Origin of the sequence: Streptomyces sp. NPDC090083 (assembly GCF_044747445.1) — a bacterium.
Classification (GTDB): domain Bacteria; phylum Actinomycetota; class Actinomycetes; order Streptomycetales; family Streptomycetaceae; genus Streptomyces.
In genome coordinates, this window is the sequence record NZ_JBIVED010000002.1 from 872,329 (window position 1) to 895,029 (window position 22,701).

Here is a 22,701-nt window from a genome sequence, read left to right on the forward strand (position 1 = left end):
CCGGAAGATCTCCGGTCGCCTCGTCATCAGAGGGGACCCCCACATGAACAAGCCTCTCCTTGCCGCGCTCTCCACCCTGGCCATCGCCGGGGCGGGCGTGGCACCCGCGGTCGCCGCTCCACAGTCGGCGCCGAAGGCCGCCGCCGTGACCGTCGACTTCGCCGGCACCGTCTCGCTCAGCAACTGCTCCGGCTCGGTCATCCGCTTCCCCGGCTCGGCCGACACCGCCCCGGCGCTCGTGCTGACCAACGGGCACTGCCTGGAGACCGGGTTCCCCGAGCCCGGCGAGGTCATCACCGGCCAGTCCTCCAGCCGTACCTTCGGGCTGCTGAACTCGGCGGGCACCAAGGTCGCCACGCTCCGCGCCAACCAGGTCGTCTACTCGACGATGACCGACACCGACGTGACGATCTACCGCACGACCACGACGTACGCGGCGATCAAGAGCGCGTACAACATCAGCCCGCTCACCGTCAGCGCCACGCACCCGACCGCGGGTACCGCCATCAAGGTCGTCTCCGGGTACTGGAAGACGATCTACAGCTGCAACGTCGACGGGTTCGTGTACCGGCTCAAGGAGGGCGACTGGACCTGGAAGGACTCGCTCCGTTACACCTCCGCGTGCAACACGATCGGGGGAACGTCGGGGTCTCCGGTGATCGACACCAGCACCGGCCAGGTCGTCGCGGTCAACAACACGGGCAACGAGGACGGCGAGCGCTGCACGGTCGACAACCCGTGCGAGGTGGACGAGAACGGGACCGTGACGGTTCGCAAGGGCATCAACTACGCCGAGGAGACCTACAACATCCCCGCGTGCTTCACCTCGGCGAACGTGCTCAACCTGAGTGCGAGTGCCTGCGTCCTGCCCAAGCCGTAGTGCGGCGGACGGCCCGGCCCGCCAACTCGTCCGTGCGGTGGCCGTCCTCCATCACGAAGCGGCCGTCGATCAGTACGTGGGGAATGCCGGTCGGCAGGCGGCGCGGTTCGTCGAAGGTGGAACCCGCCGCCACCGTCCGGGGGTCGAACAGCACCAGGTCCGCCCGGTGGCCCTCGCGGACCAGGCCCCGGTCCGGCAGCCGCAGGCGGGCTGCCGGGCGGGAGGTCAGATGGGCCACGCACTCCTCCAGGGAGAGGATGCCCAACTCCCTCGTGTACCGGCCCAGATACTCGGGGAACGTGCCGTAGGCCCGGGGGTGCGGCTTCGCGCCCTGGAGGATGCCGTCGGAGCCGCCCGTGTGGACGCGGTGGCGCATGATCCGGCGGACGTTCTCCTCGTGGCCCACGTGCTGGAGGATCGACGGGGCGAGCCGGTCGGCCAGCAGGAGGTGGCGGGCCGTGGTCCAGCCGTCGAGGCGGCGGCCCACGTACTCCGCCAGCTCGGGGTTCTCCACCCCCGCGATCTCGATCGTGTCCCACTCCATCGGCACTCCGTGGCAGCCGTCCGAGCCGATCACCTCCACATGGTGGCGGATCCGCTCGGCGGTGCCGTCGTCCGCGAGGCGGCTGAGGATCTCCTCGGGACCGCCCTCCGTCGCCCAGCTCGGCAGCATCGCCACGAGGGTCGTGCAGCCGGGCGTGTAGGGGTAGGTGTCGAGGCTGATGTCCGCGCCGGTCGCCAGGGCCTCGTCCAGGAGGGCCAGCAGCTCCGGCGCGCGGCCCTCGTTCACGCCGAAGTTCATGGTGGCGTGGGCCAGGTGGAGAGGGCAGCCGGCCTCCCGGGTCAGCTCCACCATCTCCTCGTACGCCTCCAGCGCGCCCGCGCCGTAGGAGCGGTGATGGGGGCAGTAGTAGCCGCCGTACGACGCCACCACCCGGCAGAGTTCGGTGAGTTCGGCGTTCTTGGCGTACATGCCGGGGGTGTAGGTGAGCCCGGACGACATGCCGACCGCGCCCTGTTCCATGCCCTCGGCGACCAACTGCCGCATCCGATCCAGCTCCCGGGGGGTCGCCTCCCGGTCCTCCCAGCCGACGGCGAGCATCCGGACGGTCCCCTGCGGGATCAGGTAGGCCGCGTTGACCGCGATGCCCCGGCCGTCGAACCCGTGGTCCAGCCGGTCCAGGTACTCGCCCACGGAACGCCAGTCGAAGTCGACGTCGTCGCCGTGCCCGTTCCACCCGGCGATCGCCCGGCGCACCTCGGCCAGCGTGCGGTCGTCGACCGGCGCGTACGACAGCCCGTCCTGGCCGATGACTTCGAGGGTCACCCCCTGCGCGGCCTTCGCGCTGTGGTCCGGGTCGCGGAGCAGCGCCAGGTCGCTGTGCGCGTGCATGTCGATGAAGCCGGGTGAGAGGACCAGCCCCTCGGCGTCCAACTCCCGCCGCGCCTTGGGGCGTTGACAGCCCGCCGCCGCGGCCTCCTGCACGATCGAGACGATCCGTCCGCCGTCGACCACGACATCGGCGCGGTATGAGGGCGCGCCGGAGCCGTCCACGACGTCCGCGTCCCGGATCACCAGCTCTTCCATGCGATGCCTCCAACGGGGTCGGCCAGGGGTTCCACGGGAATCCGGCGGGGCCGCCGGACGCCGGGCTGAGAAGGCGGGGCTGCTAGAAGAACGTGCGGATGTAGTCGACGACCGTCCCGTCCGCCTCCGCCACCGGAATCAGCTGCCACTTGTCGAAGGACGTGCACGGGTGGGACAGGCCCATGCCGATCCAGTCCCCGACCTCCAGGTCCGCTCCGGGCGCCGTCCGCAGCCAGGCGTGCTGGTCGGACAGGCCCGTCACCTCGACGCCGGTCGCCGGGCGCTCGGTGCCGTCCCGGCGGACCACCTGGGCGAGGGGGAGGTCCAGGTCGTAGGCCGCGTCCCGCTTGCCCGCGTTGGCGAAGGCCTGCTCGGGGGAGGGGCGGGAGACGATCTGCGCCCAGAGCCGGAACGCGGGCTCCAGCGCGCCCTCTTCGGGGACGCGGGTGAAGGGGGTGATCTCGCGGTAGTGCTTGTCGTCGTGCGAGACATAGGCGCCCGAGCGCAGCAACTTCAGTGCGGGCAGCGAGAGTTCGGGCAGTTCGGCGAAGACGTCGGCCACCGCGTCGAACCACGCGCTGCCGCCCGCGCTGACGACGATCTCGCCGACTCCCGCGAAACGCCCGTCCTTGTCGAAGTCCGCGGCGAGCGCGGTCAGCCGGCGCAGCCAGGCGCGCACCCGCTCCGGATCGGCCCGCGGCACCTCGCCCTCGTACCCGGCGACCCCGACCAGCCGCAGCGTCCCCGCGGCGGCCACCGCGTCCGCGACCGCCGCGCACTCCGCCTCCGTGCGCACGCCGGTGCGGGCTCCCTCGCCCGCGGCCAGCTCGACGACGACGTCCAGCGGGCGGGCGGCGCCGCGCAGGGCCGCGTCCATCAGCTCGACGCCGCGCACGGAGTCGACGTAGCAGACGAAGCGGAAGTCGTCGTCGGCGTCCAGTTCGGCGGAGATCCACCGCAGGGCGGCCGGGTCGACCAGTTCGTTGGCGAGGAAGATCCGCGCGATCCCGAACTCCCGTGCCACGCGCACCTGGTGGGGGACCGCGAGGGTGATGCCCCAGGCGCCGTGGGCGAGTTGGCGGTGGAAGAGCTGGGGGGCCATGGAGGTCTTGCCGTGCGGGGCGAAGGCCAGGCCGTGGCGGGCCGCGTAGGTCTCCATCAGGCGGAGGTTGTGGTCCAGGCGCTCGGCGGAGAGGGCGAGGACGGGAGTGGTGAAGCCGTCGGTGAACAGGTTGCGGCGCTGGGCCGCCAGCTCGGCGACGGTGTGGCCGTCCGCGTCCGGGGGGAGGCCCTTGAAACGGTGGTCGACGCGTTCCCCGGCGAGCCGGGCCAGCGCTTCGGTACCGGTGTCGCGGACCATGGGGCCTCCCTGAACTGGAGTGTTGCAATCCTTGCAACATTCATTGCGTATATCGCTTACCGCTGTCTAACATCTCGCCCAACACCGGGTCAACGGAGCCGCCGCCGGCCCGGCGCACTGACGAGGAGCCTCAGCATCGTGACCGCCGACGGACAGTCCACCGCCGCCCGTGACGTCGTGGACGTCGTAGCGCTGGGCGAGTCCATGGTCACGTTCCTACCCAGCAGACCGGGCCGCCTCGCCGACGTGCCGTCCTTCGACCGCGCCATCGGCGGCGCCGAGTCCAACGTCGCCTGCGCGCTGGCGGCGGCCGGGCACACCGTCCGGTGGATCAGCCGGGTCGGGTCCGACGGCTTCGGCGACCACCTCGTCGAGACGATCGGCGGCTACGGCGTCGACGTGTCCGCCGTACGCCGCGACCCCGCGCGGCCGACCGGCATCTACTTCCGCACCGCTGGCGACCGGGCCACCGACGCCCACGAAGTGGCCTACTACCGCGCCGGATCCGCGGCCTCGGCGATGGCACCGGGCAACGTCGACCTGGCCGCCGTACGGGCCGGGCGGGTGCTGCACCTGTCCGGGATCACCCCGATGCTCTCCGACGACTGCCTCGGCCTGGTCCGCGAGCTGACCGCCCTGCGCGCCGGCCGGCCCCTGATCTCCTTCGACGTGAACCACCGCCCCGCGCTCGGGCGCCGATCCGACGGGCCGACCGTGCTGCTGGAACTGGCACGCGACGCCGACCTCGTGTTCGTCGGCGAGGACGAGGCCGCCGACGTCTGGGGGCTCGTCGGGCCCGATGCCGTACGGGCCGCGTTCCCCGACCCCGAGACGCTCGTCGTCAAACAGGGCGGACGCGGGGCCACCGTCTTCCACCGCGGCGACACCGTCTTCGTGCCCGCGCCGCACGTCGACGTCGTCGCCGCGGTCGGCGCGGGTGACGCCTTCGCCGCCGGATTCCTCTCCGCGACCCTGCGGGGACTTCCCGTACGGGACCGGCTGCGGCACGGCCATCTCACGGCCGCCGCCGCCCTCACCGTGCCCGGCGACCTCGCCGCACCCCCCGTCCGCGACCACGCCGACCGCCTGGTCGCCCTCGACGACCAGGCGTGGGGGAGACTTCGACTCGGCCCCGGCTGGACCGACACCACCGACCGGGCCGACGAGGAGGTACGTACGCCATGAGTCAGACCGTCGACCGCGCGCTCAGCATCCTGCCGCTGCTCGCCGAGGGTCCCGCCGACCTCGGCCAGGTCGCCGACCGTCTCGACGTCCACAAGTCGACGGCCCTGCGCCTCCTGCGCACCCTGCACGAACACGGCCTGGTCTACCGCCAGTCCGACCAGCGCTACCGCCTCGGCGCCCGCCTCATCGCCCTCGCCCAGGAAGCGATGGAGAACCTCGACATCCGCGAGATCGCCCACCCCCATCTCGCCCGGCTCAACGAGCAGTGCGGGCACACCGTCCACCTCGCGGTCTACGAGGAGAACGAGGTCCTCTACATCGACAAGGTGGAGAGCCGCTACCCGGTCCGCATGTACTCACGGATCGGCAAGCCCGTCGCCATCACCGTCGCCGCCGTCGCGAAACTGCTCCTCGCCGACCTCCCGGAAGGCGAGCGCCGCGCCCTCGCGGACAAGCTCGACTACCCCATGTACACCGCCCGCTCCACCCCCAACGCCCCAGCATTCGTCAGGGAGTTGGAGAAGGTGCGGGAACAGGGCTGGGCCACCGACCTCGGCGGCCACGAAGAGTCCATCAACTGCGTCGCCGCGCCCATCAGGGGCGCCGACGGACGGGTGGCCGCCGCCATGTCGGTCTCCGCGCCCAACGTCGTCGTCACCGCCGACGAACTCCTCACCCTGCTCCCCCTGGTCCGCCGCACGGCGGACGCCATCAGCGGTGAGTACTCCGGCAGAACTACCACCAGGGACACCGAATGACCGACAAGACCGCCCTCACCCCCAAGACCCACACCACCCCGCCCGCGAAGTTCTCGCACGGCGTCCGCAAGGGGAACGTCCTCCAGGTCGCCGGCCAGGTCGGCTTCCTCCCCGCCGAGGAGGGCAAGCCGCCCACGCCGGCCGGCCCGACCCTGCGCGAGCAGACCCTCCAGACCCTCGCCAACGTCGAGGCGATCCTGGAGGAGGGCGGCGCGAGCTGGGAGGACGCGGTGATGATCCGCGTCTACCTGACGGACGTCGACCACTTCGCCGAGATGAACGCGCTCTACAACGAGTACTTCGAGGGCCGCGTCGAGATCCCCGCCGCCCGCACCACCGTCTACGTCGGCCTGCCCGCTGGCCTGCTCATCGAGATCGACGCGCTCGCCGTCCTCGGCTGACGGTCACCACCGCCCAGCCCTCCGAGCCGACACTCCCTCAACTCCCGCACAGCGTACGACGGTACGGCACCCCTCGCGGTGCCGTACCGCGATCTCCCCTGCCCGAAAGCCCCATGCTCCTACGACGATCAAGAGGACCCCCACATGTCGCTACCGCTCGCCGCGACCACCCCCGCGACACCACCCCACACCGGAGGCCTGCTCCTCCTGCTCGACGGCACGGCAGGCCTGCTGACGGTCGCCGCCATCGGGATCGCGCTCCTCCTCTTCCTGATCATCAAGGTCAGACTCCAGCCCTTCGTGGCCCTCCTCGCGGTCTCCATAACCGTCGGCCTGCTGTCGGGCCTCTCGGTCACCGAACTCTTCGGCACCGTCCAGCGTTCCGACGCCGTCTCCACCATCGAGTCCGGCATGGGCGGCATCCTCGGCCATGTCGCGATCATCATCGGCCTGGGCACCATGCTCGGCGCGATCCTCGAAGTCAGCGGCGGCGCCGAGGTGCTGGCGTCCCGGCTGCTGAACCTCTTCGGCGAGAAGCGGGCACCCCTCGCCATGGGCCTCACCGGCCTGATCTTCGGCATCCCGGTCTTCTTCGACGTCGGCATCTTCGTCCTCGCGCCGATCGTGTACGCCGCCGCCAAGCGCGGCGGCAAGTCGATCCTGCTGTACTGCCTGCCCCTGCTCGCCGGCCTGTCGATGACCCACGCGTTCCTGCCGCCGCACCCCGGCCCGGTGGCCGCGGCGGGCCTGCTGCACGTCCAGCTCGGCTGGGTCATCCTCATGGGCATCGTCTGCGGCATCCCCGCCGTGCTGGCCGCGTGGGCCTACGCCGCCTGGATCGGCAAGCGGATCTTCGTCGCCGTACCGCAGGACATGGTCGAGGCGGCGGCCGAGGCGAAGCAGGCCGTCATCGACGAGCAGCGGGAGTCCGGCGTCGTACCGCAGGAGAAGCCGGTGTCGCTCGGTACGGTCCTCGCGATCATCGGGACGCCTCTCGTCCTGATCCTCGCGGCCACGTTCTCCTCGATCGCCTTCGACCCCTCCACCGGCCGCTCGGTCGTGGAGTTCTTCGGCAGCCCGTTCGTCGCGCTGACCATCGCGCTCCTCCTCGCGTACTACCTCCTGGGGCTGCGCCGTGGCTGGTCCCGCAAGTCCCTGGAGACCGTCTCCACCGCCTCCCTCAAGCCGGTCGGCAACATCCTGCTGGTCGTCGGCGCGGGCGGGATCTTCGGCGCCGTCCTGAAGGCGAGCGGGGTCGCGCAGGCCCTCTCGGACACCTTCCACGACGTGGGCCTGCCGGTGCTGGTCCTGTCGTACCTGATCTCGCTGGTCCTCCGGGTCGCCCAGGGTTCGGCGACGGTCGCGATCGTCACGACGGCGGGCATCGTGGCCCCGCTGCTCGCCGAGGGCGACCACTCGCAGGCCTTCGTCGCGCTGGTCATCATGGCCATCTCGGCGGGTTCGATCTTCGCCTCGCACGTCAACGACGGAGGCTTCTGGATGGTCGCGAAGTACTTCGGTATCAGTGAGCGGGACACGCTGAAGACGTGGACCGTGCTGGAGTCGGTGCTGTCGGTCGCGGGGTTCGCGGTGGCGGCGGTGCTCAGCGTGTTCGTGTAGTCCCACTTTGGTGGGGTGCCATGTAGGCGTCTGATAACGAAGTAGGGGCTGGCTGTGCCCGACACAGGATCGTCGACCATACTGCCCGCTGTGGAGCAGCGCATAGGTTCGAGCAGCCAGCCCCTGGAGGGCGCCGGATCCGATCCGGCCTTCGTCCCCGGGCTCACCGCACCCGCCGTGTCCTCCGACCAGCCGGAGGACAAGAAGCCGCGGGACACGGAGCCGGAGGACGCGAAGGCCGAGGCGGCGGAACCGGCAGAGTCGCAGGAGTCGGCGGAGTCGCCGGCCGAGGAGCCGTCGGCCGGGAAGGCCGATCTCTCGAAGTCGGATGCCGCGACGGCGGACGCCGAGAAGGCCGTCTCCGAGGACGGCGATGCCGACGCGGACGAGTCCGGCGAGGGTGACGGTCCGGTCTTCGAGGCGTCCGACCGCCGTGCGGAGATCGTCGCGGACGCGAAGGGCGTCCGGCTGCGCCTGGACGACCAGGCGTGCGAGTTCCGGTGGGACGAGATCGGCGCGATAGAGACCGAGTCCCCGCGCTTCGGCAAGCGGTTTACCATCACCGTCCACACCCCCGACCGCCGTTGGTACCCGATCGAGATCGAGGCGGCGGCCAGGAGCAGGTTCGCCGAGTGGGAGACGCGGCTCGACGCGGTCCTCGACGCCTACTTCGACGACGGCGACGAGGCCGAGGACGACGAGTCCGCCGAGGTGGACGAGGCGGCGCTCGCCGAGGCGGAGGCTGAGGTCCGCAAGGGCTAGGTGTTGGTCGCTCCGGGTACTGGAGGTGGCCCGGTATCCCCGGGTCAGCGCCAGTTCGGGCTGAGGGCGATCTCCCGGAGCTGCTTCAGGGTCAGGGCCGGGGTCGTACGGGTCGCCGGGGTGTCCTGGGCACCGGAGTTGAAGGCGCTGACCACCACCCGCCTCCCGTCGGTGCGGAGGGTGTCGACGGTCCACATCGCGACACCCGAGCCGCCCTTCTCGCCCGTGCCCTGGCGCACGGCGACCTTCGTGCCGTCGGAGAGCACCTCCGCGCCGGAGCCGAACAGCTCGCCCTCGACATCCCCCATGTCGGCCTGGACGTTGACCTGGACGAGGCTCCTGCCCTTGCCGTCGTCGACGACGGCATAGCCGAACCCGGCGTCGTCGTTCGCCCCCGACTCGGCCACCTTCAGGCCCTTCGGCAGCAGGGCCAGCAGTGTGGAACTGGCGGACACGGAGGGACCGCTGTCCTCCGAACCCGGCTGTGCGCCCGCCGAGTCCGGGTCCCGCGGGATCGCGTCGATCGCCCTGCGCCACACCGCCGCGGCGGCCAGCTTCGTCAACTGGGCCGGGGTCAGCGGCGGTTGGCTCCTGCTGATCGGCGCGTCCTTCTCGGCGGCGGCGTTCCACTCGTTGACGCTCACGTACTGCCCCTGAGGCGTGACGAGTTCGGCGTTCCACCGCTTGGTGTCCACCCGCCGGTCCGGGTACTCGTACCCGCGCATCACCATCACCACCGACCCGTCCGCCAGCCGGCTGGTGCCGCACGAGTCGTAGTGCGCGAGCGCCTTCCCCGGGCACCGGGTCGCCTGCCGCGCCTGGTCGCTCCCCGGCCGCAGCCGGTCCAGCCCGACGCTGATGGCGGACGCGCCCTTCCCGTCGTCGTAGACGAGTTGGACGTACGGCGACGGTTCGTCGTCCGTGCCCCGGGCCTCCGCCTTCGTGAACTCGCCGTGGGGGAGCAGCTTTTCGAGCGTGCGGATCAGCGCGTCGCCGGAGACGGGCGCGGGCGCCGGGGTGGAGGCGGCGGGGGAGAGGGTCGAAGTGGCCGTGGAACCACGCCGGTCGGCCGGGTTCCCGCTCGGCACGAGGAGGGCTCCGCCGACGCCGACGAGGGCGATACCGGCCGCGCCGCCCATCACCGCGGCGTTGCGGCGTCGCAGCAGCCTGCGGCGGCCCCTGAGGGCGCCCGCGGTGGCGAGGGCGGCGCGGTCGGTGTCGAAGGCGCTGCCCGCGTCGTGCAGGCCGGCGGAGAGCCGTTCCTCGAACGGGTCGAGGTGTTCGCTGTGCTGGACGTCGGGCATGGCGGACCACCGATTCGCATGAGGGAGTTGATGTCTGTGGTGCGGGGCGGGTCAGGGGCGGGCGTACTCGTCGAGGTTCTCGCCGAGCAGTTCCCGCAGTCGGCCGAGCGCGCGGACGCAGCGGGTGCGGACGGCGGCCGAGCTGACGTGCATCACGTCGGCGGTCTCCTCGACGGACCGGTCCTCCCAGTACCGCAGGACGACGACGGCGCGGTCCTTGGCGGGCAGCCGGGAGAGGGCCTGGAGGAGGGTCAGCCGGAGCGGGGTGTCGGCGCCCGGGACGCCGGGGTCGGGCAGGTCGGGCAGGGCGTCGGTGGCGCGTTCGGAGCTGCTGCGGCGCCGCTGGTGGGCGAGGAACGTACGGGTGAGAACGGTCTGGGCGTACCCGGCGGGGTTGCCGACCCGGGACAGCCGTCCCCAGCCGACGTACAGCTTGCCGAGGGTCTCCTGGACGAGGTCCTCGGCGAGATGGGTGTCCCCGGCGGTCAGCAGACACGCGGACCGGTAGAGATGTCCGGCCCGCGCGGCCGCGAACTCCGCGTACTCGTCGGCCCGTCCGTGACGTCTCATGCCTGATCCCCCTGCCCCCGCGGGCTGTTGCCGGCGCCGCCCTCACTTGTACTGATGCGGTGGCCCCGGGGAAATGTTTCAGACCGGCCGGATCGGCGGGCGCGCGGGGCTACGGGCGTACGCGCGTCCGCGCCGAGGCCACCTTGTCCTCGGGCGCTCGCCGCGGGGACCATGTCCCTGACCGGGTACGACCGTTGCACCGAGGGGAACTGCCGTGTTCGACAACCTGCGGGACCTGGACAAGCTCAAGGACAAGGCGGAGGAGATCGCCGAGGAGCACGGGGACAAGATCGCCGGGGGCCTGGAGAAGGCCGGGGACCTCGTCGACGAGAAGACGGACGGGAAGCACAGCGAGCGGATCGACACGGCGGTCGACAAGGCGCAGGCGCTGGTGCGGAGGCTCGCCGAGGAGGCGGGCGAGGACCGCAAGGACTGACCCGCGGGAACGGGTGAGGGGCGGGGAGCGCGGCCCGAAAGCGGCCGTGCTCCCCGCCCCTTCCCGTTCACCGGGTGCTACGGCAGCGCGTGCACATGCGCTCCCACCGAGTTCGACCACGAACTGCCCGCGGACGCGTCCCAGTTGGTGGACCAGGTCATCGCGCCCCGCAGGTCGGGGTACGTCTTCGACGGCTTGAAGGTGCCGCAGTTGGTGCCGGCGGTGAGGCAGTCGAGGGCGTTGTTGACGACGGTGGGGGAGACGTAGCCGCCGCCGGCCGCGCTCGTCGAGGCCGGGAGGCCCAGGCCCACCTGGGAGGGGGCGAGGCCGCCCTGGAGCTGGATGCAGGCGAGGGCGGTGAGGAAGTCGACCGTGCCCTGGCCGTAGACCTTGCCGTCGCAGCCGAGCATCGTGCCGCTGTTGTAGTACTGCATGTTGACGACCGTGAGGATGTCCTTGATGTTCAGGGCCGTCTGGAAGTACCCGTTCGACGTGGACTGCATGTCGATCGTCTGCGGGGCCATCGTGATGATGAGGGACGAGCCCGCCTTGGCGGAGAGGGACCTCAACGCCTGTGTCATGTAAGTGGCGTTGATGCCGTTCTCCAGGTCGATGTCGACGCCGTCGAAGCCGTACGTCTGCATCAGGGAGTAGACGGAGTTGGCGAAGTTCGTCGCGGACGACGAGTCGCTCACCGAGATCGTGCCGTTCTGGCCGCCGATCGAGATGACGACCTTCTTGCCGGCCGCGTGCTTGGCGGCGATGTCCGCCTTGAACTGGTCGACCGTGTAGCCGCCGAGGCCGGCCGAGTCGAGCGTGAAGGAGACCGCGCCCGGAGTCGTGGTCGCGTCCGCGAAGGCCACCGCGATGATGTCGTACTGGGAGGAGACGGCCGAGAGCTTCTGGACGGTCGCGCCGTTGTTGAAGTTCTGCCAGTAGCCGGTCACCGCGTGCTTCGGCAGGGAGCCGCCGCCGTTCCCGCCGGTCGCCGTCGTCGTGCCCGTGACCGTCGCCGACTTGGCGGACTCACCGGCCGAGTTGGTCGCCGTGACCTGGAAGGAGTACGCGGTGGAGGCCGCGAGTCCGGTGATCGTGGCGGACGTTCCGGTCACCGCCGTGATCTTCGTGCCGTTGCGGTAGACGTTGTAGCCCGTCGCGCCCGACACCGTGTTCCAGGCGAGGGAGACCGACGAGGACGTCGTCGAGGACACGCTCACGCCCGTGGGGGCCGCGGGGACGGTCGGGGCCGGGTCGCCGCCACCGCCGCCGTCCGGGCCGTAGACCGAGATGTCGTCGGCGTAGTACGCGGCCTGGCCGTACCAGCCGTGCGTGTACACCGAGACGGACGTCGTCGAGGCGCCCGTGGTGAACGTCGTCGACAGCTGCTTCCACGACGTGGTGTCGGGCGTCCAGGTCGAGACGTCGGTCGTGCCGGTGCCCGTCACGCCGAGGTAGGAGTAGCCGCCCTGCACCCACGCGCTCAGTGTGTAGGTCGAGTTGGGCTTGACCGCCACCGACTGGGTGCACTGGGCGTTGTCCTGGCCGGCCGGGGTGCCCTTCAGCGCGGAGGCGCCGCTGTGCACCGGGGACGAGACGGTCGTGCCGCTGCCCGCCGTACAGGTCCAGTTGGTCAGACCCGATTCGAAACCGGCGTTCTTGGCGTTGTTGGTGTCGGCGGCGGACGCCTGGCCGGTGCCCGCGAAGGAGAGGGCGAGGGCGGCCATGGCGACCCCCGCCCACAGACGTCTGTTCCTGAGGACGGGCATGCCTGGTGCGCGGTCCACTGATGCCTCCGGTGGGGGAGTTTGGAGGGGACTGTGTCGACGGTGGCCACCGCTGGAAGACCAGAGTTGGTCCAGACCAATCTGATGTCAAGAGGTCCAGACCGACTTGGGGTCCGGGCGAGGTCGCCGACCGGCCTCTCCGGTCGGCCGAACAGGGCCGTGCGCGCGACCAGTTGTGCGACCTGCCCCGTTTTGGCGTGGTGTGTGCGATGACAGTTGCCGCACAGCTACAGAAACGCTGTTCTCCGGTCACAGGGGCGTGGTTACAGTGCTGAGGTAGTCACGCAGTGAAGTCAACTCGGCGTACCGGAGTAATGCCGGCCGGCCGACAGGCGTGAGACGGGGAGCTGCGCGTGCCAACTGCCATTGCCGTGACCAGCGCCGACATGGCGCTGCCACCACAGGACGAACGGACTCTGCCCGCCGTCGTGCTGCGGGACCTCGACCAACGACCGCTGGACCAGGTGCTGTCGGAGATGCAGGCCCTGATCGACCAGCACGGGCATGTCGTCGTCGTGTCCTCGCAGGCCGTCTCCGAGGGTGTCGACCGACGGCTGCACACCGTCCGGTCCATCCTGGAGAGCGACCGGATCGCCCTGTTCCGTCCGAATCTGCCCCCGCTCGGACTCGCCGTCCTGGCCCGCCAGTTGAGGCAGCTGGCGTCCTGCGACCTCAGTCCCGGCGTGCTCGCCTCGGCCGGCCGGCTGCTCACGCACTACATCCACGCCGGCGCGCTCCTCGGCTCGGTCACCAGGCTGGACCGGGTCCCCGTCGGCCTCAAGCAGCACGCCAAGTCCTGGGTGCCCGGCAGCCAGTTCGCGGTGATCGCCCACCCCGAGCCGCAGTTGGTCCGGGTCGGCCCCGGAGCCACCCTGGAGGGGCCGGAGTTCGGCACCTGGATGCTGGTCGCCAAGGGGCAGCTGCAGTCCGACTGGGTCGGCAGCACCCTCGCTCCGGCGTGGAACGCGATGGGGCTGCGCGAGGCCACCCTGCCCGCCGAGTCGGCCGCCTGGTGGGGTACGGGCAAGCTGATCGAGTTCTGTACGTATCTGCCCGACCTGTCGGTCCTGTACCAACTGGTCACCTCTGTACGGCAGTCCGTGTGCCACTGGTGCGGGATCGACGTCATCGGCGACCGTTGTGTCTTCTGCTCCGCCACACCGCCCGTTCACGAGAACCAAACATCGACCGGATAAGTCCTCAACTCACAGGACACGCTTACAGCACACGATTCGCTCGATCCGGTTCGATCCCGTTCGATCCGGTCCGGCACCGCTCGATCCGCTCATTTCCGCTCGACCGATATCCCCAATGAGGTTGCACGGTTCATGAACTCCCGTCAGCGCCGCGGCGTGATACTCCTGCTCCTGTCGGTGATCTGCGCCCTCGGCGCGTTCGCCGGCGTCCTCTCCGTCATCAGTGACGTGAAGTCCAAGGTCGGCCCCGAGGTCACGGCCTACCAGGTCAAGGACAACGTGGCGCCCTACACGGCCCTCACCGCGGCCCAGTTCAAGAAGATCGAGATGCCCAAGCGGTGGCTGTCGGACACCGCCGTGACCGATCTCCGGCAGATCCAGGGCAAGATCGCGGTGACCACGCTGCGCGGGGGCTCCCTGCTCCAGACCGACATGATCGTGGACCAGCCGGCACTCCAGCCCGGACAGCAGGAGGTCGCCATCATGATCGACGCGGCGACCGGCGTCGCCGGCAAGATCACGCCGGGCTCCACGGTCAACGTGTACGCCACCTTCGCGGGCCAGAAGGAGGGCGACCCCGACCAGTCCAAGATCATCGTGACCAACGCGAAGGTCATCGACGTCGGCCACATCACCGCCCTGGACCCCGGCAGCAACAGCGACAAGAACCAGCAGCAGTCCACGAACGCCGTGCCGATCACCTTCGCGCTCTCCGCGCTCGACGCCCAGCGGATCACCTACGCCGAGTCGTTCGCCGAGCGGGTGCGGCTCGCGCTGGTGGCACCCGGCAGCGATACGACCGTGCCCGACAGGGACCGGACGTACGAACTCGCGAAGGACAAGTGAGAGGCCCGCATGCCCACCAGGATTCTTCCGGCGGTCGGAGACGCGGACGCCATCCGCGCCATCACGACCCTGCTCAGCCAGCTCCCGGACGCCGACCCGGTGGCCCCGGTGGCCGACTCGACGCAGCTCATCGACACCCTCGCCCGGCTCGCCGCCGAGTCCGTCGACGAACTGCCCGAGGTCGTGGTGGTGCATGAACGCATCGGTCCCGTACCGGCGTTGGAGCTGGTCCGCGAGGTCGCGCTGCGCTTCCCCGCGGTGGGCGTCATCCTCGTCACCACCGACGCCAGCCCCGGCCTCTTCCAGGCCGCCATGGACTCCGGCGCCCGCGGCCTGATCGCCCTCCCGCTCAGCTACGAGGAACTGGCCAACCGGGTCCAGGCCGTCGCCGCCTGGTCGGTGGGCGTACGGCGCCATCTCGGCCACGGCGCCGATGTGTTCACCGGCGTCGGCGGCACCGTCGTCACGGTCAGCGGCGCCAAGGGCGGCACCGGCGCGACCCTCGCCGCGATCCAACTCGCCCTCGCCGCCCAGGCGTCGGGCCGCAGCGCCGTGCTCGTCGACATGGACCTGCAGACCGGGGACATCGCCTCCTACCTGGACGTGCAGTTCCGCCGTTCCGTCGTCGACCTCGCCGCGATCACCGACATCTCGCCGCGTGTCCTGGCCGACGCCGTGTTCCGGCACGACACCGGGGTCGCGCTGCTGCTGGCCCCCGGCGAGGGCGAGCGCGGCGAGGAGGTCACCGACCGGGCCGCCCGGCAGATCGTCAGCGCGCTGCGCTCGCGCTACGAGGTCGTCGTCATCGACTGCGGGGCCCAGATGAGCGGCGCGAGCGCGGCGGCCGTCGAAATGGCCGACACCGCCCTGCTGTTCACCACCCCGGACGTGGTCGCCGTACGCGCCGCGAAGCGCACCGTCCGCATGTGGGACCGGCTGCAGATCCGCAAGGCCGAGGAGACGACGATCGTCGTCAACCGGCACACGCGCGGCACGGAGATCCAGCCCGCGCTCATCCAGCGCATCACCGGCACCGCGGTCGCGGCCACCGCGATCCCCGCCAACTTCAAGGAACTCCAGGGCGCGGTGGACGCCGGGCGGCTGCACGAACTCGACAACAAGAGCGTGGTGAAACAGGCCCTTTGGGGGCTCGCGGGCGAACTCGGACTGGTCAAGGTGCCCGAAGTCGCCCAGCGCGGCGGGCGGTCGCGGGGCGGCGGCGACCGCGGCTCGGTGAGCTTCCGGCGTCGTAGGGAGTGAGGGGGATGGACGTGCGCGCGACCGTACGGGAACGGGAACGGGAACCGGACCGGGAACGGGGCCGGGACCGGGGGCAGACCAGCATCGAGTTCCTCGGCATGGCACCGCTGATCATTCTGACGCTGGTGCTGATGTGGCAGTTCGTGCTGGTGGGGTACACCTTCACGCTCGCGGGGAATGCTGCGGACGAGGCGGTGCGCGCGGGGACGGCCGCGACCCGGGGCGACCGGGAGGCCGCCTGCGAACAGGCGGGCCTCGACAAGCTGAGCGACGCGTGGAGGGGGGACGCCTCGGTGACCTGCGCAGGCACGGGCTTCGTCACGGCCGACGTCACGCTCAAGGTGCCCGTCCTCTTCCCGGGCTCGATCGGCTTCCCCTTCACGGTGCACGGTCACGCCGGCGCCGTAGAGGAGGAGAAGAACTGACATGTCCTACGCCCTCCGCGCGCGCGACCGCGGTCAAGTCGCCATCGAATACCTGGGGTTCATCCCGATCCTGCTCCTCGTCGCCCTCGCGGCGGTGCAGCTCGGGCTGGTCGCCTACACCGCGCAGCAGGCGGGGACGGCGGCCCGGGCGGGGGCGCGCAGTGCCTCGCTGAGGCAGGGGGCGCAGCCGGCGTGCAGCGAGGCCGTCAGCGACTGGCTGTCGGTCAGCTGCCCGGAGTCGTTCGGCGGCGACACGGTCAGCGTCACCGCGACCATCCACATCCCCTCCGTCATCCCCGGCTACGACGGCTTCGGGAACGCCAGCAAGACCGCCACCATGCCGCTCGACCACTGAACGGCAGAGAACGACAGAGTTCGACTGAACAAGGAGCGAGGAGCACAGCACTCATGGGTCTGCGGGAGCGAGTCAACCACCCCGAGGAGAACGGGCACCGGGGCGAGGAAGGCCACATGGTCGCCTCGTACCGCGCCAAACTCCTGGAGGAGATCGACCTCGCGGAGATGAGCGCGCTGGCCGCCGCCGAGCGACGGGCCCGCCTGGAGCGGGTGCTCGGGCACATCATCAGCCGTGAGGGACCGGTCCTCTCCACCGTCGAGCGCTCGCAACTGATCCGCCGGGTCGTCGACGAGGCGCTCGGCCTCGGCATCCTCGAACCGCTCCTCGAAGACGCGTCGATCACCGAGATCATGGTCAACGGCCCGGACGCGATCTTCGTCGAACGCGGCGGCCGGGTCGAGCAGTTGCCGCTCCGCTTCCCCTCCCACGACCAGCTGATGCAGACCATCGAGCGGATCGTGTCGACGGTCAACCGCCGGGTGGACGAGTCGAATCCGATGGTCGACGCGCGACTGCCGTCCGGCGAACGCGTCAACGTCATCATCCCGCCGCTGTCGCTGACCGGCGCGACGCTCACGATCCGGCGCTTCCCGCGCTCCTTCACGCTCCAGGAGATGGTCGGCTTCGGCTCGCTCGACGAGCACATGCTGTACCTCCTCGCGGGCCTGGTGCACGCGAAGTTCAACATCATCGTGTCCGGCGCCACCGGCACCGGGAAGACCACCCTCCTCAACGCCCTCTCCGGCCTCATCCCCGAGACCGAGCGCATCATCACCATCGAGGACTCCGCCGAACTCCAGCTCCAGCAGTCGCACGTCATCCGCCTGGAGGCGCGCCCGCCGAACGTCGAGGGCAAGGGCCAGGTCACCATCCGCGACCTGGTGCGCAACTCGCTCCGCATGCGCCCCGACCGGATCGTCGTCGGCGAGGTCCGCGGCGGCGAGTCCCTCGACATGCTCCAGGCGATGTCGACGGGTCACGACGGCTCGCTCGCCACCGTCCACGCGAACAGCGCGGAGGACGCCCTGATGCGCCTGAAGACCCTGGCGTCCATGTCCGAGGTGGAGGTCCCCTTCGAGGCGCTGCACGACCAGATCAACAGCGCCGTCGACGTCATCATCCAGCTCACCCGCTTCGCCGACGGCGCCCGCCGCATCACCGAGATCGCCCTCCTCGACAGCCACGGCAGCGAGCCGTACCGGCTGGCGACGGTGGCCCGCTTCAACCCGCAGCCCATCTCCGCCGACGGCCGGGTCTACGGCGCCTTCGAGTACTTCCCGCTCTCCCGCCGCACCGCCGACCGGCTCTACATGGCGAGCCAGCCGCTGCCGCAGGCCTTCGGCGTCGCCCACACCGCGCAGCAGCTCGCCCTCCGAGAAGCCAGTAGGTAGGACCGACCCCATGGATCTCCAGACGATCGTCACGCTCACCACCGGCGTCACCCTGCTGACCTGCGTCCTGGGCGTCGCAGGACTGCACGCCTACGCCATGGGAAAGGCACAGCGCGCGGCCCTGGTCGACCGGCTCTCCTCGACCGGCCAGATCCAGATGGGCCGGGCCCGCCGCTTCCGCGGCCTGGACCGCAGACTGCGCCGCACCCGGCTCGGCAGGCAGCTCGAACTCCGGCTCGCGGCAACGGGACTGGACATGACCCCGGGCGAGTTCTTCGTCTACATGCTCGCCACCGTGGCGGCCCTCTGGCTGATCGGCCAGGCGTCCCTGGCGCCCTTCTTCGGGCCGATAGCGGGCCTGTTGGGCATCGGGGTGGCGATCCAGTTCCTCAACTGGCAGCGCCAGAAGCGCATCGAGAAGTTCATCAACCAACTCCCCGAACTGGCCCGCATCATGGCCAACGCGACCCACGCCGGGCTCGCGCTGCGCACCGCGATCGGCATGGCGGCGGAGGAGCTGGAGGCACCGGCCGGTGAGGAACTCGCCAAGGTCGCCAACCAGTTGGCGGTCGGCGCCTCGATGGACGACGCGCTGAGCGAGCTGGCCGACCGGCTCCCGTCCCGCGAACTCGTCGTACTGGTCACGACGTTGGTGCTCTCCAACAGGGCGGGCGGCCAGGTCGTCAGCGCCCTGCGCAACCTCACGGAGACCCTGGAGGAACGCAAGGAGACCCGCCGCGAGGTCCGCACCCAGCTCTCCCAGGTCAACATGACGTCGTACGCCGTTCCGGTGATGGGCGTGGGTGCCCTCTTCCTGATGAACGGTGTCAAACCCGGTGCCCTGGACCGGATGACGGGCTCACCGATCGGCCAGGCCTGCGTGATCATCGCCTTCGGGCTGTACGCGGTCGGCTTCATCCTCATCCGCCGCCTGTCCCGCATCGACGTCTGAGGAGGGGGACCCGATGACAGCACTGGCACTCGGACTGGTGATGGGCCTCAGCGTCTGGGGCATCTTCGCGGGCATCCGCATGTACCGCGCCGACGCGAAACTCCCCACCGACCTGGTCCTCGCCCTGGAGGTCGGCTCGACCCGCACCGGCGCCGTCGACTCCCTCGTCGACCGCCTGGGCATGCGCTACGCCCCGCTGGTCCTGCGCCTGATGGGCCCCAAGCTGGTCGCCAAGTACCGCCGCAGGATCGACCTCGCGGGCAACCCCGGCGGCCTCACCATCGACCGCTACGCGGCCCGCCGCGCGGTCTACGGCTTCCTCGGCGGCTTCGGCGGCCTGGTGTTCCTGTTCAAGGGCAACTACCTCCTCGCCATCATCCTGTTCGCCTTCGGCGCGCTCTGGACCGAGGTCGGCATCTGGTCGGCCATCCGCATCCGCAGGGACGTCATCGAGCGGACCCTGCCCGACTTCCTCGACGTGCTCGCGGTGGTGGTGAGCGCGGGGCTCGGCTTCCGCCAGGCCCTGGACCGCGTCGCCTCGAAGTACGAGGGCCCCTGGGCGGACGAACTCCGCATCACGCTCCGGCAGATGGACCTCGGCATGAGCCGCCGCGCCGCCTTCACGGAACTCCGGCGGCGCAACGACAGCGAGCAAGTGGCCATGTTCGTCACGGCGTTGCAGCAGGGAGAGGAACTGGGCGCGCCGATCGTCGACACCCTGGTCGCCCTGGCCAAGGACATGCGCCGCACGGACGCGCAGAACGCCCGCCGCAAGGCGGCCCGCGCGGTCCCCAAGGCCACCATGATGATCACCACGTTCATGGTCCCGGCCACCATGCTGCTCCTCGGCGCGGGCCTCCTCCTCGGCTCCGGCACGGACTTCAGCACGATCACGGGCAAGTAGGAACGGGAACGGGGGCGACGGGGACGATGGCGACGACGGGGGAGCGCACGGGACGGCTGCGCCGCCGCCCCAGACCGACCGAGATCACGACACCGCCGGCGGGCACGGTCCTGCCGGCCCACGTCCGGTCGGGGGCGACGGACATCCCGGTGACCTCGGTGACACCGGCGCTGCCGCCGGGGTGGGTGCCGGCCGGCCTGCCGGGGGTGCCGAGTCCGGCAGGGCAGCCGGAGGCCGAACGGCTGGCCGCCGACGAGGGAGACGCCCCGCAGGGACCACCCGCACCCGACGGCGAGAGCGACACGGATGGTTCGGGCGGGAGTCGGACCCCGGCCGAAGACCGGGAAGTCGCCCTCCCCATCCAGATCAGCGCCCTGCAGGCGATGTGCAGGCAGGTCTTCGGCTTCCGCCTGGCGATGATCGCCCTGGCCGCCCCCTCCGCCCTGGTCAACGCGACCCCGGGCCTGGCGACCCGCCTGGTGGGCGCGGCCGTCGTGGTCACCTTCATGGCCTCCTACGTCCTCTTCCGGGACTGGGAACGCTTCGGCCCGCTCCTCCTGCGCCACCCCTTCCTCCTCGCCGTGGACACCCTCTTCGCCTCCCTCCTCTTGATCTCGGCAGGGCCCACCAGCACCCTCGCCTACGTCAGCGTCTGCACCCCCCTCCTCGCCGGGATCGTCTACGGCTGGCGGGGCGCCGGCTGCTTCGCCGGCCTCCAGGCGGTGATCCTGCTGCTGGCGCAGACCGCCGCCGCGGACCACCACAAGGTCGTCGCGCAGGCCTTCCTGCTCCCCGGCCTGTGCGTGATCGCCGGCGCGGTGGGAGTGACCCTGCGCAACCTGATGCTCCGCTTCGGCGAGGCCACGACCGCGCTGACCACGGTCCAGGCCCGGCTCGCCGTGACGGAAGCGGTGGGAGCGGAACGGGCACGCCTGGCACGGGAGTTGCACGACTCGGTGGCGAAGACCCTGCACGGTGTCGCCCTCGCGGCGGACGGCCTGGCCGGCTCGGCGGGCGCGGACCACATGAACCCGACCCTGATCAGACAGCAGGCGGAACTGGTCGCCCGCTCGGCCCGCAGGGCGGCCGCGGAGTCCCGCGAACTCCTGGCGGACCTGCGGCGCGAGTCCAACCCGGACGAGGGCACGGACGTCCTCGTCGAACTGGCCGCCCGCACCAGGGACTTCAGCATCAGGACCGGCCTGCCCACGACCTACCGCCCGACCGGCGAGCACGGCGTACCACCGGTCCCGCCCGCCGTGGCCCGCCAGCTCCTCACCATCGCGACGGAGGCGATGGAGAACGCCCACCGCCACGCCACCCCCACCAAGGTCGACGTCCAGGCCGGGGTGCACGACAGCCTCCTGCGGATCAGCGTCTACGACGACGGCCGCGGCCTCCCCGAGGGCACCACCCTCGAACAGCTGCGCAGGGCGGGCCACTTCGGCCTGGTCGGCATGGTCGAGCGGGCGGCATCGGTGGGTGCGCGCATCCGCATCGGCAGGGGCGGCCACGACACGGGCACGGAGGTCCGCCTGGAACTCCCGCTGGGTGCGCTGACGTCACCGAAGACATAGCGGACGCGGAAGCGGAAGCGGGAGACGTGGGCATGGACATGGACGTAGACGTAGAAGAAGACGCGGCAGAAGACGCAGCAGCCGTGGAGGACGCGAGCGAGCCCCGCACGCAACGACCCGAGAGGAGGCAGCCATGCCGGACCGGATGACGCCCCACCCCGGCGCGCCCCAGCCGCCGCCGAACCCGTTCCCCGACTTCCCGCAGCCCACCCCGACTTCGCCGCTCCGGGTCGTGGTGGCCGACGACAACCCGGTGGTCCGGGCCGGACTGACGGCCCTGTTGTCGGGCCGCGCGGACATCACGGTCGTGGCGGAGGCGGCGGACGGCCGCGCGGCCTACGAGGCGGCCCACCTCCACCGCCCCGACGTGGTCCTCCTGGACGTCCGCATGCCGGGCGTGGACGGCATCTCGGCGCTGCCGTACCTGGTGCGGATCGCTCCGGTCGTGATGCTCACGTACAGCAGGGAGTCGGAGATCGTCCAGGAGGCGCTGCGCCGGGGAGCGGGCGGTTATCTGGTCCACGGCGAGTTCACGGCGGACGAACTGGTGGCCGCCGTACGGGACATCAGGCAGGGCAGGGCCCATTTCACGCCATCGGCGGCGGGCGCGCTGCTGGCCCAGCTGCGGCAGGAGCAGGCGGCGCGTTCGCCCCGGTCACTGCCCGAGGGACTAGGCACGTACGACTCTCAACTAGGTGCACCTGCAAACGGAGCGCCCTCTTCAATCACCCATCATAGGCTGAATTCTGCGGAAGGGCTTTCGCAACTGCAACCGACTGTGAGACAGTCATCCTCGGACAGGTCACGGTTTCAACTGAGCGCGAGGGAGGCGGAGATCATGGACCACATCGCGTCCGGCATGACCAACCAGCAGATCGCCGCCACCTGCTTCATCTCCGAGAAGACGGTCAAGAACCACATCAACCGCATCTTCGCCAAGCTGCACAGCACCAGCCGCTCCGAGGCCGCCGCCAAGTGGCTTGGTACGACGCCGGGTTCGGCCCGAGGGCTGGGCTGACCCATGACACCGCGACGGTGGACCCAACGGCCGGGCCTACGGCCCCGGTCGGGCGACGGGCGGGCCCAGTGCGACGGCAGGGGCTCCAATTGGGCCCGATTTTGGGCCCTGGGGCCCTCTGGCGTA

22 protein-coding genes are annotated in these 22,701 nt (G+C 70.8%); 17 read left to right on the forward strand and 5 right to left on the reverse strand.

Translation table 11 applies throughout. The annotated features are described in order from the left end of the window. Nucleotides 1–43 precede the first annotated feature (43 nt). Nucleotides 44–880, forward strand: coding sequence for a serine protease (locus tag ACIPTO_RS09730; RefSeq protein WP_366316021.1), 837 nt, complete (start codon nucleotides 44–46; stop codon nucleotides 878–880). Here ACIPTO_RS09730 and ACIPTO_RS09735 read toward each other — a convergent pair. Together ACIPTO_RS09735 and ACIPTO_RS09740 are read right to left on the reverse strand one after the other, a co-directional pair. Next, nucleotides 840–2,468 carry an amidohydrolase family protein gene (locus ACIPTO_RS09735; protein WP_401190512.1) on the reverse strand — a complete coding sequence of 543 codons (1,629 nt, stop codon included), beginning with the start codon at nucleotides 2,466–2,468 and terminating at the stop codon, nucleotides 840–842. The two genes, ACIPTO_RS09730 and ACIPTO_RS09735, sit on opposite strands and share 41 nt — an antisense overlap. An 82-nt stretch (nucleotides 2,469–2,550) precedes the next feature. After that, nucleotides 2,551–3,828 carry an amino acid deaminase gene (locus ACIPTO_RS09740; protein WP_401190514.1) on the reverse strand — a complete coding sequence of 426 codons (1,278 nt, stop codon included), beginning with the start codon at nucleotides 3,826–3,828 and terminating at the stop codon, nucleotides 2,551–2,553. A 138-nt stretch (nucleotides 3,829–3,966) separates the two neighbouring features. Between ACIPTO_RS09740 and ACIPTO_RS09745 the strand changes: the two genes are divergently transcribed. The 5 genes from ACIPTO_RS09745 (at nucleotide 3,967) to ACIPTO_RS09765 (ending at nucleotide 8,554) form a co-directional block, all read left to right on the forward strand. Further along, on the forward strand, nucleotides 3,967–5,013 hold the full coding sequence (locus ACIPTO_RS09745; RefSeq protein ID WP_401190516.1) for a sugar kinase: 1,047 nt from the start codon (nucleotides 3,967–3,969) through the stop codon (nucleotides 5,011–5,013). Then, on the forward strand, nucleotides 5,010–5,771 hold the full coding sequence (locus tag ACIPTO_RS09750; RefSeq protein WP_366316013.1) for an IclR family transcriptional regulator: 762 nt from the start codon (nucleotides 5,010–5,012) through the stop codon (nucleotides 5,769–5,771). Before ACIPTO_RS09745 ends, ACIPTO_RS09750 begins: the two co-directional genes overlap by 4 nt. Continuing rightward, a complete protein-coding gene (locus tag ACIPTO_RS09755) occupies nucleotides 5,768–6,172 on the forward strand; it encodes a RidA family protein (protein WP_401190518.1) in 405 nt (134 codons plus the stop codon). The genes ACIPTO_RS09750 and ACIPTO_RS09755 overlap by 4 nt, the downstream gene beginning before the upstream one ends. Nucleotides 6,173–6,316: 144 nt before the next feature. Further along, nucleotides 6,317–7,792, forward strand: a complete 1,476-nt coding sequence (locus tag ACIPTO_RS09760) for a gluconate:H+ symporter (protein ID WP_366316009.1) — start codon at nucleotides 6,317–6,319, stop codon at nucleotides 7,790–7,792. A 90-nt stretch (nucleotides 7,793–7,882) separates the two neighbouring features. Continuing rightward, nucleotides 7,883–8,554, forward strand: a complete 672-nt coding sequence (locus ACIPTO_RS09765; protein WP_401190521.1) for a hypothetical protein — start codon at nucleotides 7,883–7,885, stop codon at nucleotides 8,552–8,554. A 44-nt stretch (nucleotides 8,555–8,598) separates the two neighbouring features. Here the strand turns inward: ACIPTO_RS09765 and ACIPTO_RS09770 are convergent, their stop codons facing one another. Then, the gene (locus ACIPTO_RS09770) at nucleotides 8,599–9,858 is read right to left on the reverse strand and encodes a hypothetical protein (RefSeq protein WP_401190523.1); all 1,260 of its coding nucleotides are present in this window, start codon (nucleotides 9,856–9,858) and stop codon (nucleotides 8,599–8,601) included. 51 nt (nucleotides 9,859–9,909) lie between these two features. Beyond that, nucleotides 9,910–10,428 (reverse strand): SigE family RNA polymerase sigma factor, encoded by a 519-nt coding sequence (locus tag ACIPTO_RS09775; protein ID WP_366316003.1) that lies wholly within the window; start codon nucleotides 10,426–10,428, stop codon nucleotides 9,910–9,912. Between the two features lie 214 nt (nucleotides 10,429–10,642). Here ACIPTO_RS09775 and ACIPTO_RS09780 point away from each other — a divergent pair, with 214 nt between their 5' ends. Continuing rightward, nucleotides 10,643–10,864, forward strand: coding sequence for an antitoxin (locus ACIPTO_RS09780; RefSeq protein WP_366316001.1), 222 nt, complete (start codon nucleotides 10,643–10,645; stop codon nucleotides 10,862–10,864). Between the two features lie 77 nt (nucleotides 10,865–10,941). Here ACIPTO_RS09780 and ACIPTO_RS09785 read toward each other — a convergent pair whose 3' ends face one another. Next, a complete protein-coding gene (locus ACIPTO_RS09785; RefSeq protein ID WP_401190525.1) occupies nucleotides 10,942–12,630 on the reverse strand; it encodes a chitinase in 1,689 nt (562 codons plus the stop codon). Nucleotides 12,631–13,034: 404 nt separating this feature from the next. Between ACIPTO_RS09785 and ACIPTO_RS09790 the strand changes: the two genes are divergently transcribed. The 10 genes from ACIPTO_RS09790 to ACIPTO_RS09835 all read left to right on the forward strand — a co-directional run bounded on the left by ACIPTO_RS09790 (nucleotide 13,035) and on the right by ACIPTO_RS09835 (nucleotide 22,575). After that, nucleotides 13,035–13,844: a hypothetical protein gene (locus tag ACIPTO_RS09790; protein ID WP_366317068.1), complete on the forward strand. Its 810-nt coding sequence runs from the start codon at nucleotides 13,035–13,037 to the stop codon at nucleotides 13,842–13,844. Nucleotides 13,845–13,976: 132 nt separating this feature from the next. After that, the gene (gene cpaB, locus ACIPTO_RS09795; RefSeq protein ID WP_366315999.1) at nucleotides 13,977–14,690 is read left to right on the forward strand and encodes a Flp pilus assembly protein CpaB; all 714 of its coding nucleotides are present in this window, start codon (nucleotides 13,977–13,979) and stop codon (nucleotides 14,688–14,690) included. A gap of 9 nt (nucleotides 14,691–14,699) precedes the next feature. Then, entirely contained in the window at nucleotides 14,700–15,950 is a 1,251-nt protein-coding gene (locus ACIPTO_RS09800) for an AAA family ATPase (RefSeq protein WP_366315997.1), read from the forward strand. A 5-nt stretch (nucleotides 15,951–15,955) separates the two neighbouring features. Further along, complete coding sequence (locus tag ACIPTO_RS09805) at nucleotides 15,956–16,375, forward strand: TadE/TadG family type IV pilus assembly protein (RefSeq protein WP_401190527.1); 420 nt, start codon at nucleotides 15,956–15,958, stop codon at nucleotides 16,373–16,375. Nucleotide 16,376: 1 nt separating this feature from the next. Continuing rightward, a complete protein-coding gene (locus ACIPTO_RS09810) occupies nucleotides 16,377–16,730 on the forward strand; it encodes a TadE/TadG family type IV pilus assembly protein (RefSeq protein WP_401190529.1) in 354 nt (117 codons plus the stop codon). Nucleotides 16,731–16,783: 53 nt separating this feature from the next. Next, the gene (locus tag ACIPTO_RS09815; RefSeq protein ID WP_366315991.1) at nucleotides 16,784–18,124 is read left to right on the forward strand and encodes a CpaF family protein; all 1,341 of its coding nucleotides are present in this window, start codon (nucleotides 16,784–16,786) and stop codon (nucleotides 18,122–18,124) included. A gap of 10 nt (nucleotides 18,125–18,134) precedes the next feature. After that, nucleotides 18,135–19,076 carry a type II secretion system F family protein gene (locus tag ACIPTO_RS09820; protein WP_401190531.1) on the forward strand — a complete coding sequence of 314 codons (942 nt, stop codon included), beginning with the start codon at nucleotides 18,135–18,137 and terminating at the stop codon, nucleotides 19,074–19,076. A 13-nt stretch (nucleotides 19,077–19,089) separates the two neighbouring features. After that, nucleotides 19,090–19,980 carry a DUF5936 domain-containing protein gene (locus tag ACIPTO_RS09825; RefSeq protein ID WP_366315987.1) on the forward strand — a complete coding sequence of 297 codons (891 nt, stop codon included), beginning with the start codon at nucleotides 19,090–19,092 and terminating at the stop codon, nucleotides 19,978–19,980. Between the two features lie 26 nt (nucleotides 19,981–20,006). Further along, complete coding sequence (locus ACIPTO_RS09830) at nucleotides 20,007–21,557, forward strand: sensor histidine kinase (protein ID WP_401190534.1); 1,551 nt, start codon at nucleotides 20,007–20,009, stop codon at nucleotides 21,555–21,557. Between the two features lie 133 nt (nucleotides 21,558–21,690). Beyond that, on the forward strand, nucleotides 21,691–22,575 hold the full coding sequence (locus ACIPTO_RS09835; RefSeq protein ID WP_366315984.1) for a response regulator transcription factor: 885 nt from the start codon (nucleotides 21,691–21,693) through the stop codon (nucleotides 22,573–22,575). Nucleotides 22,576–22,701 lie beyond the last annotated feature (126 nt).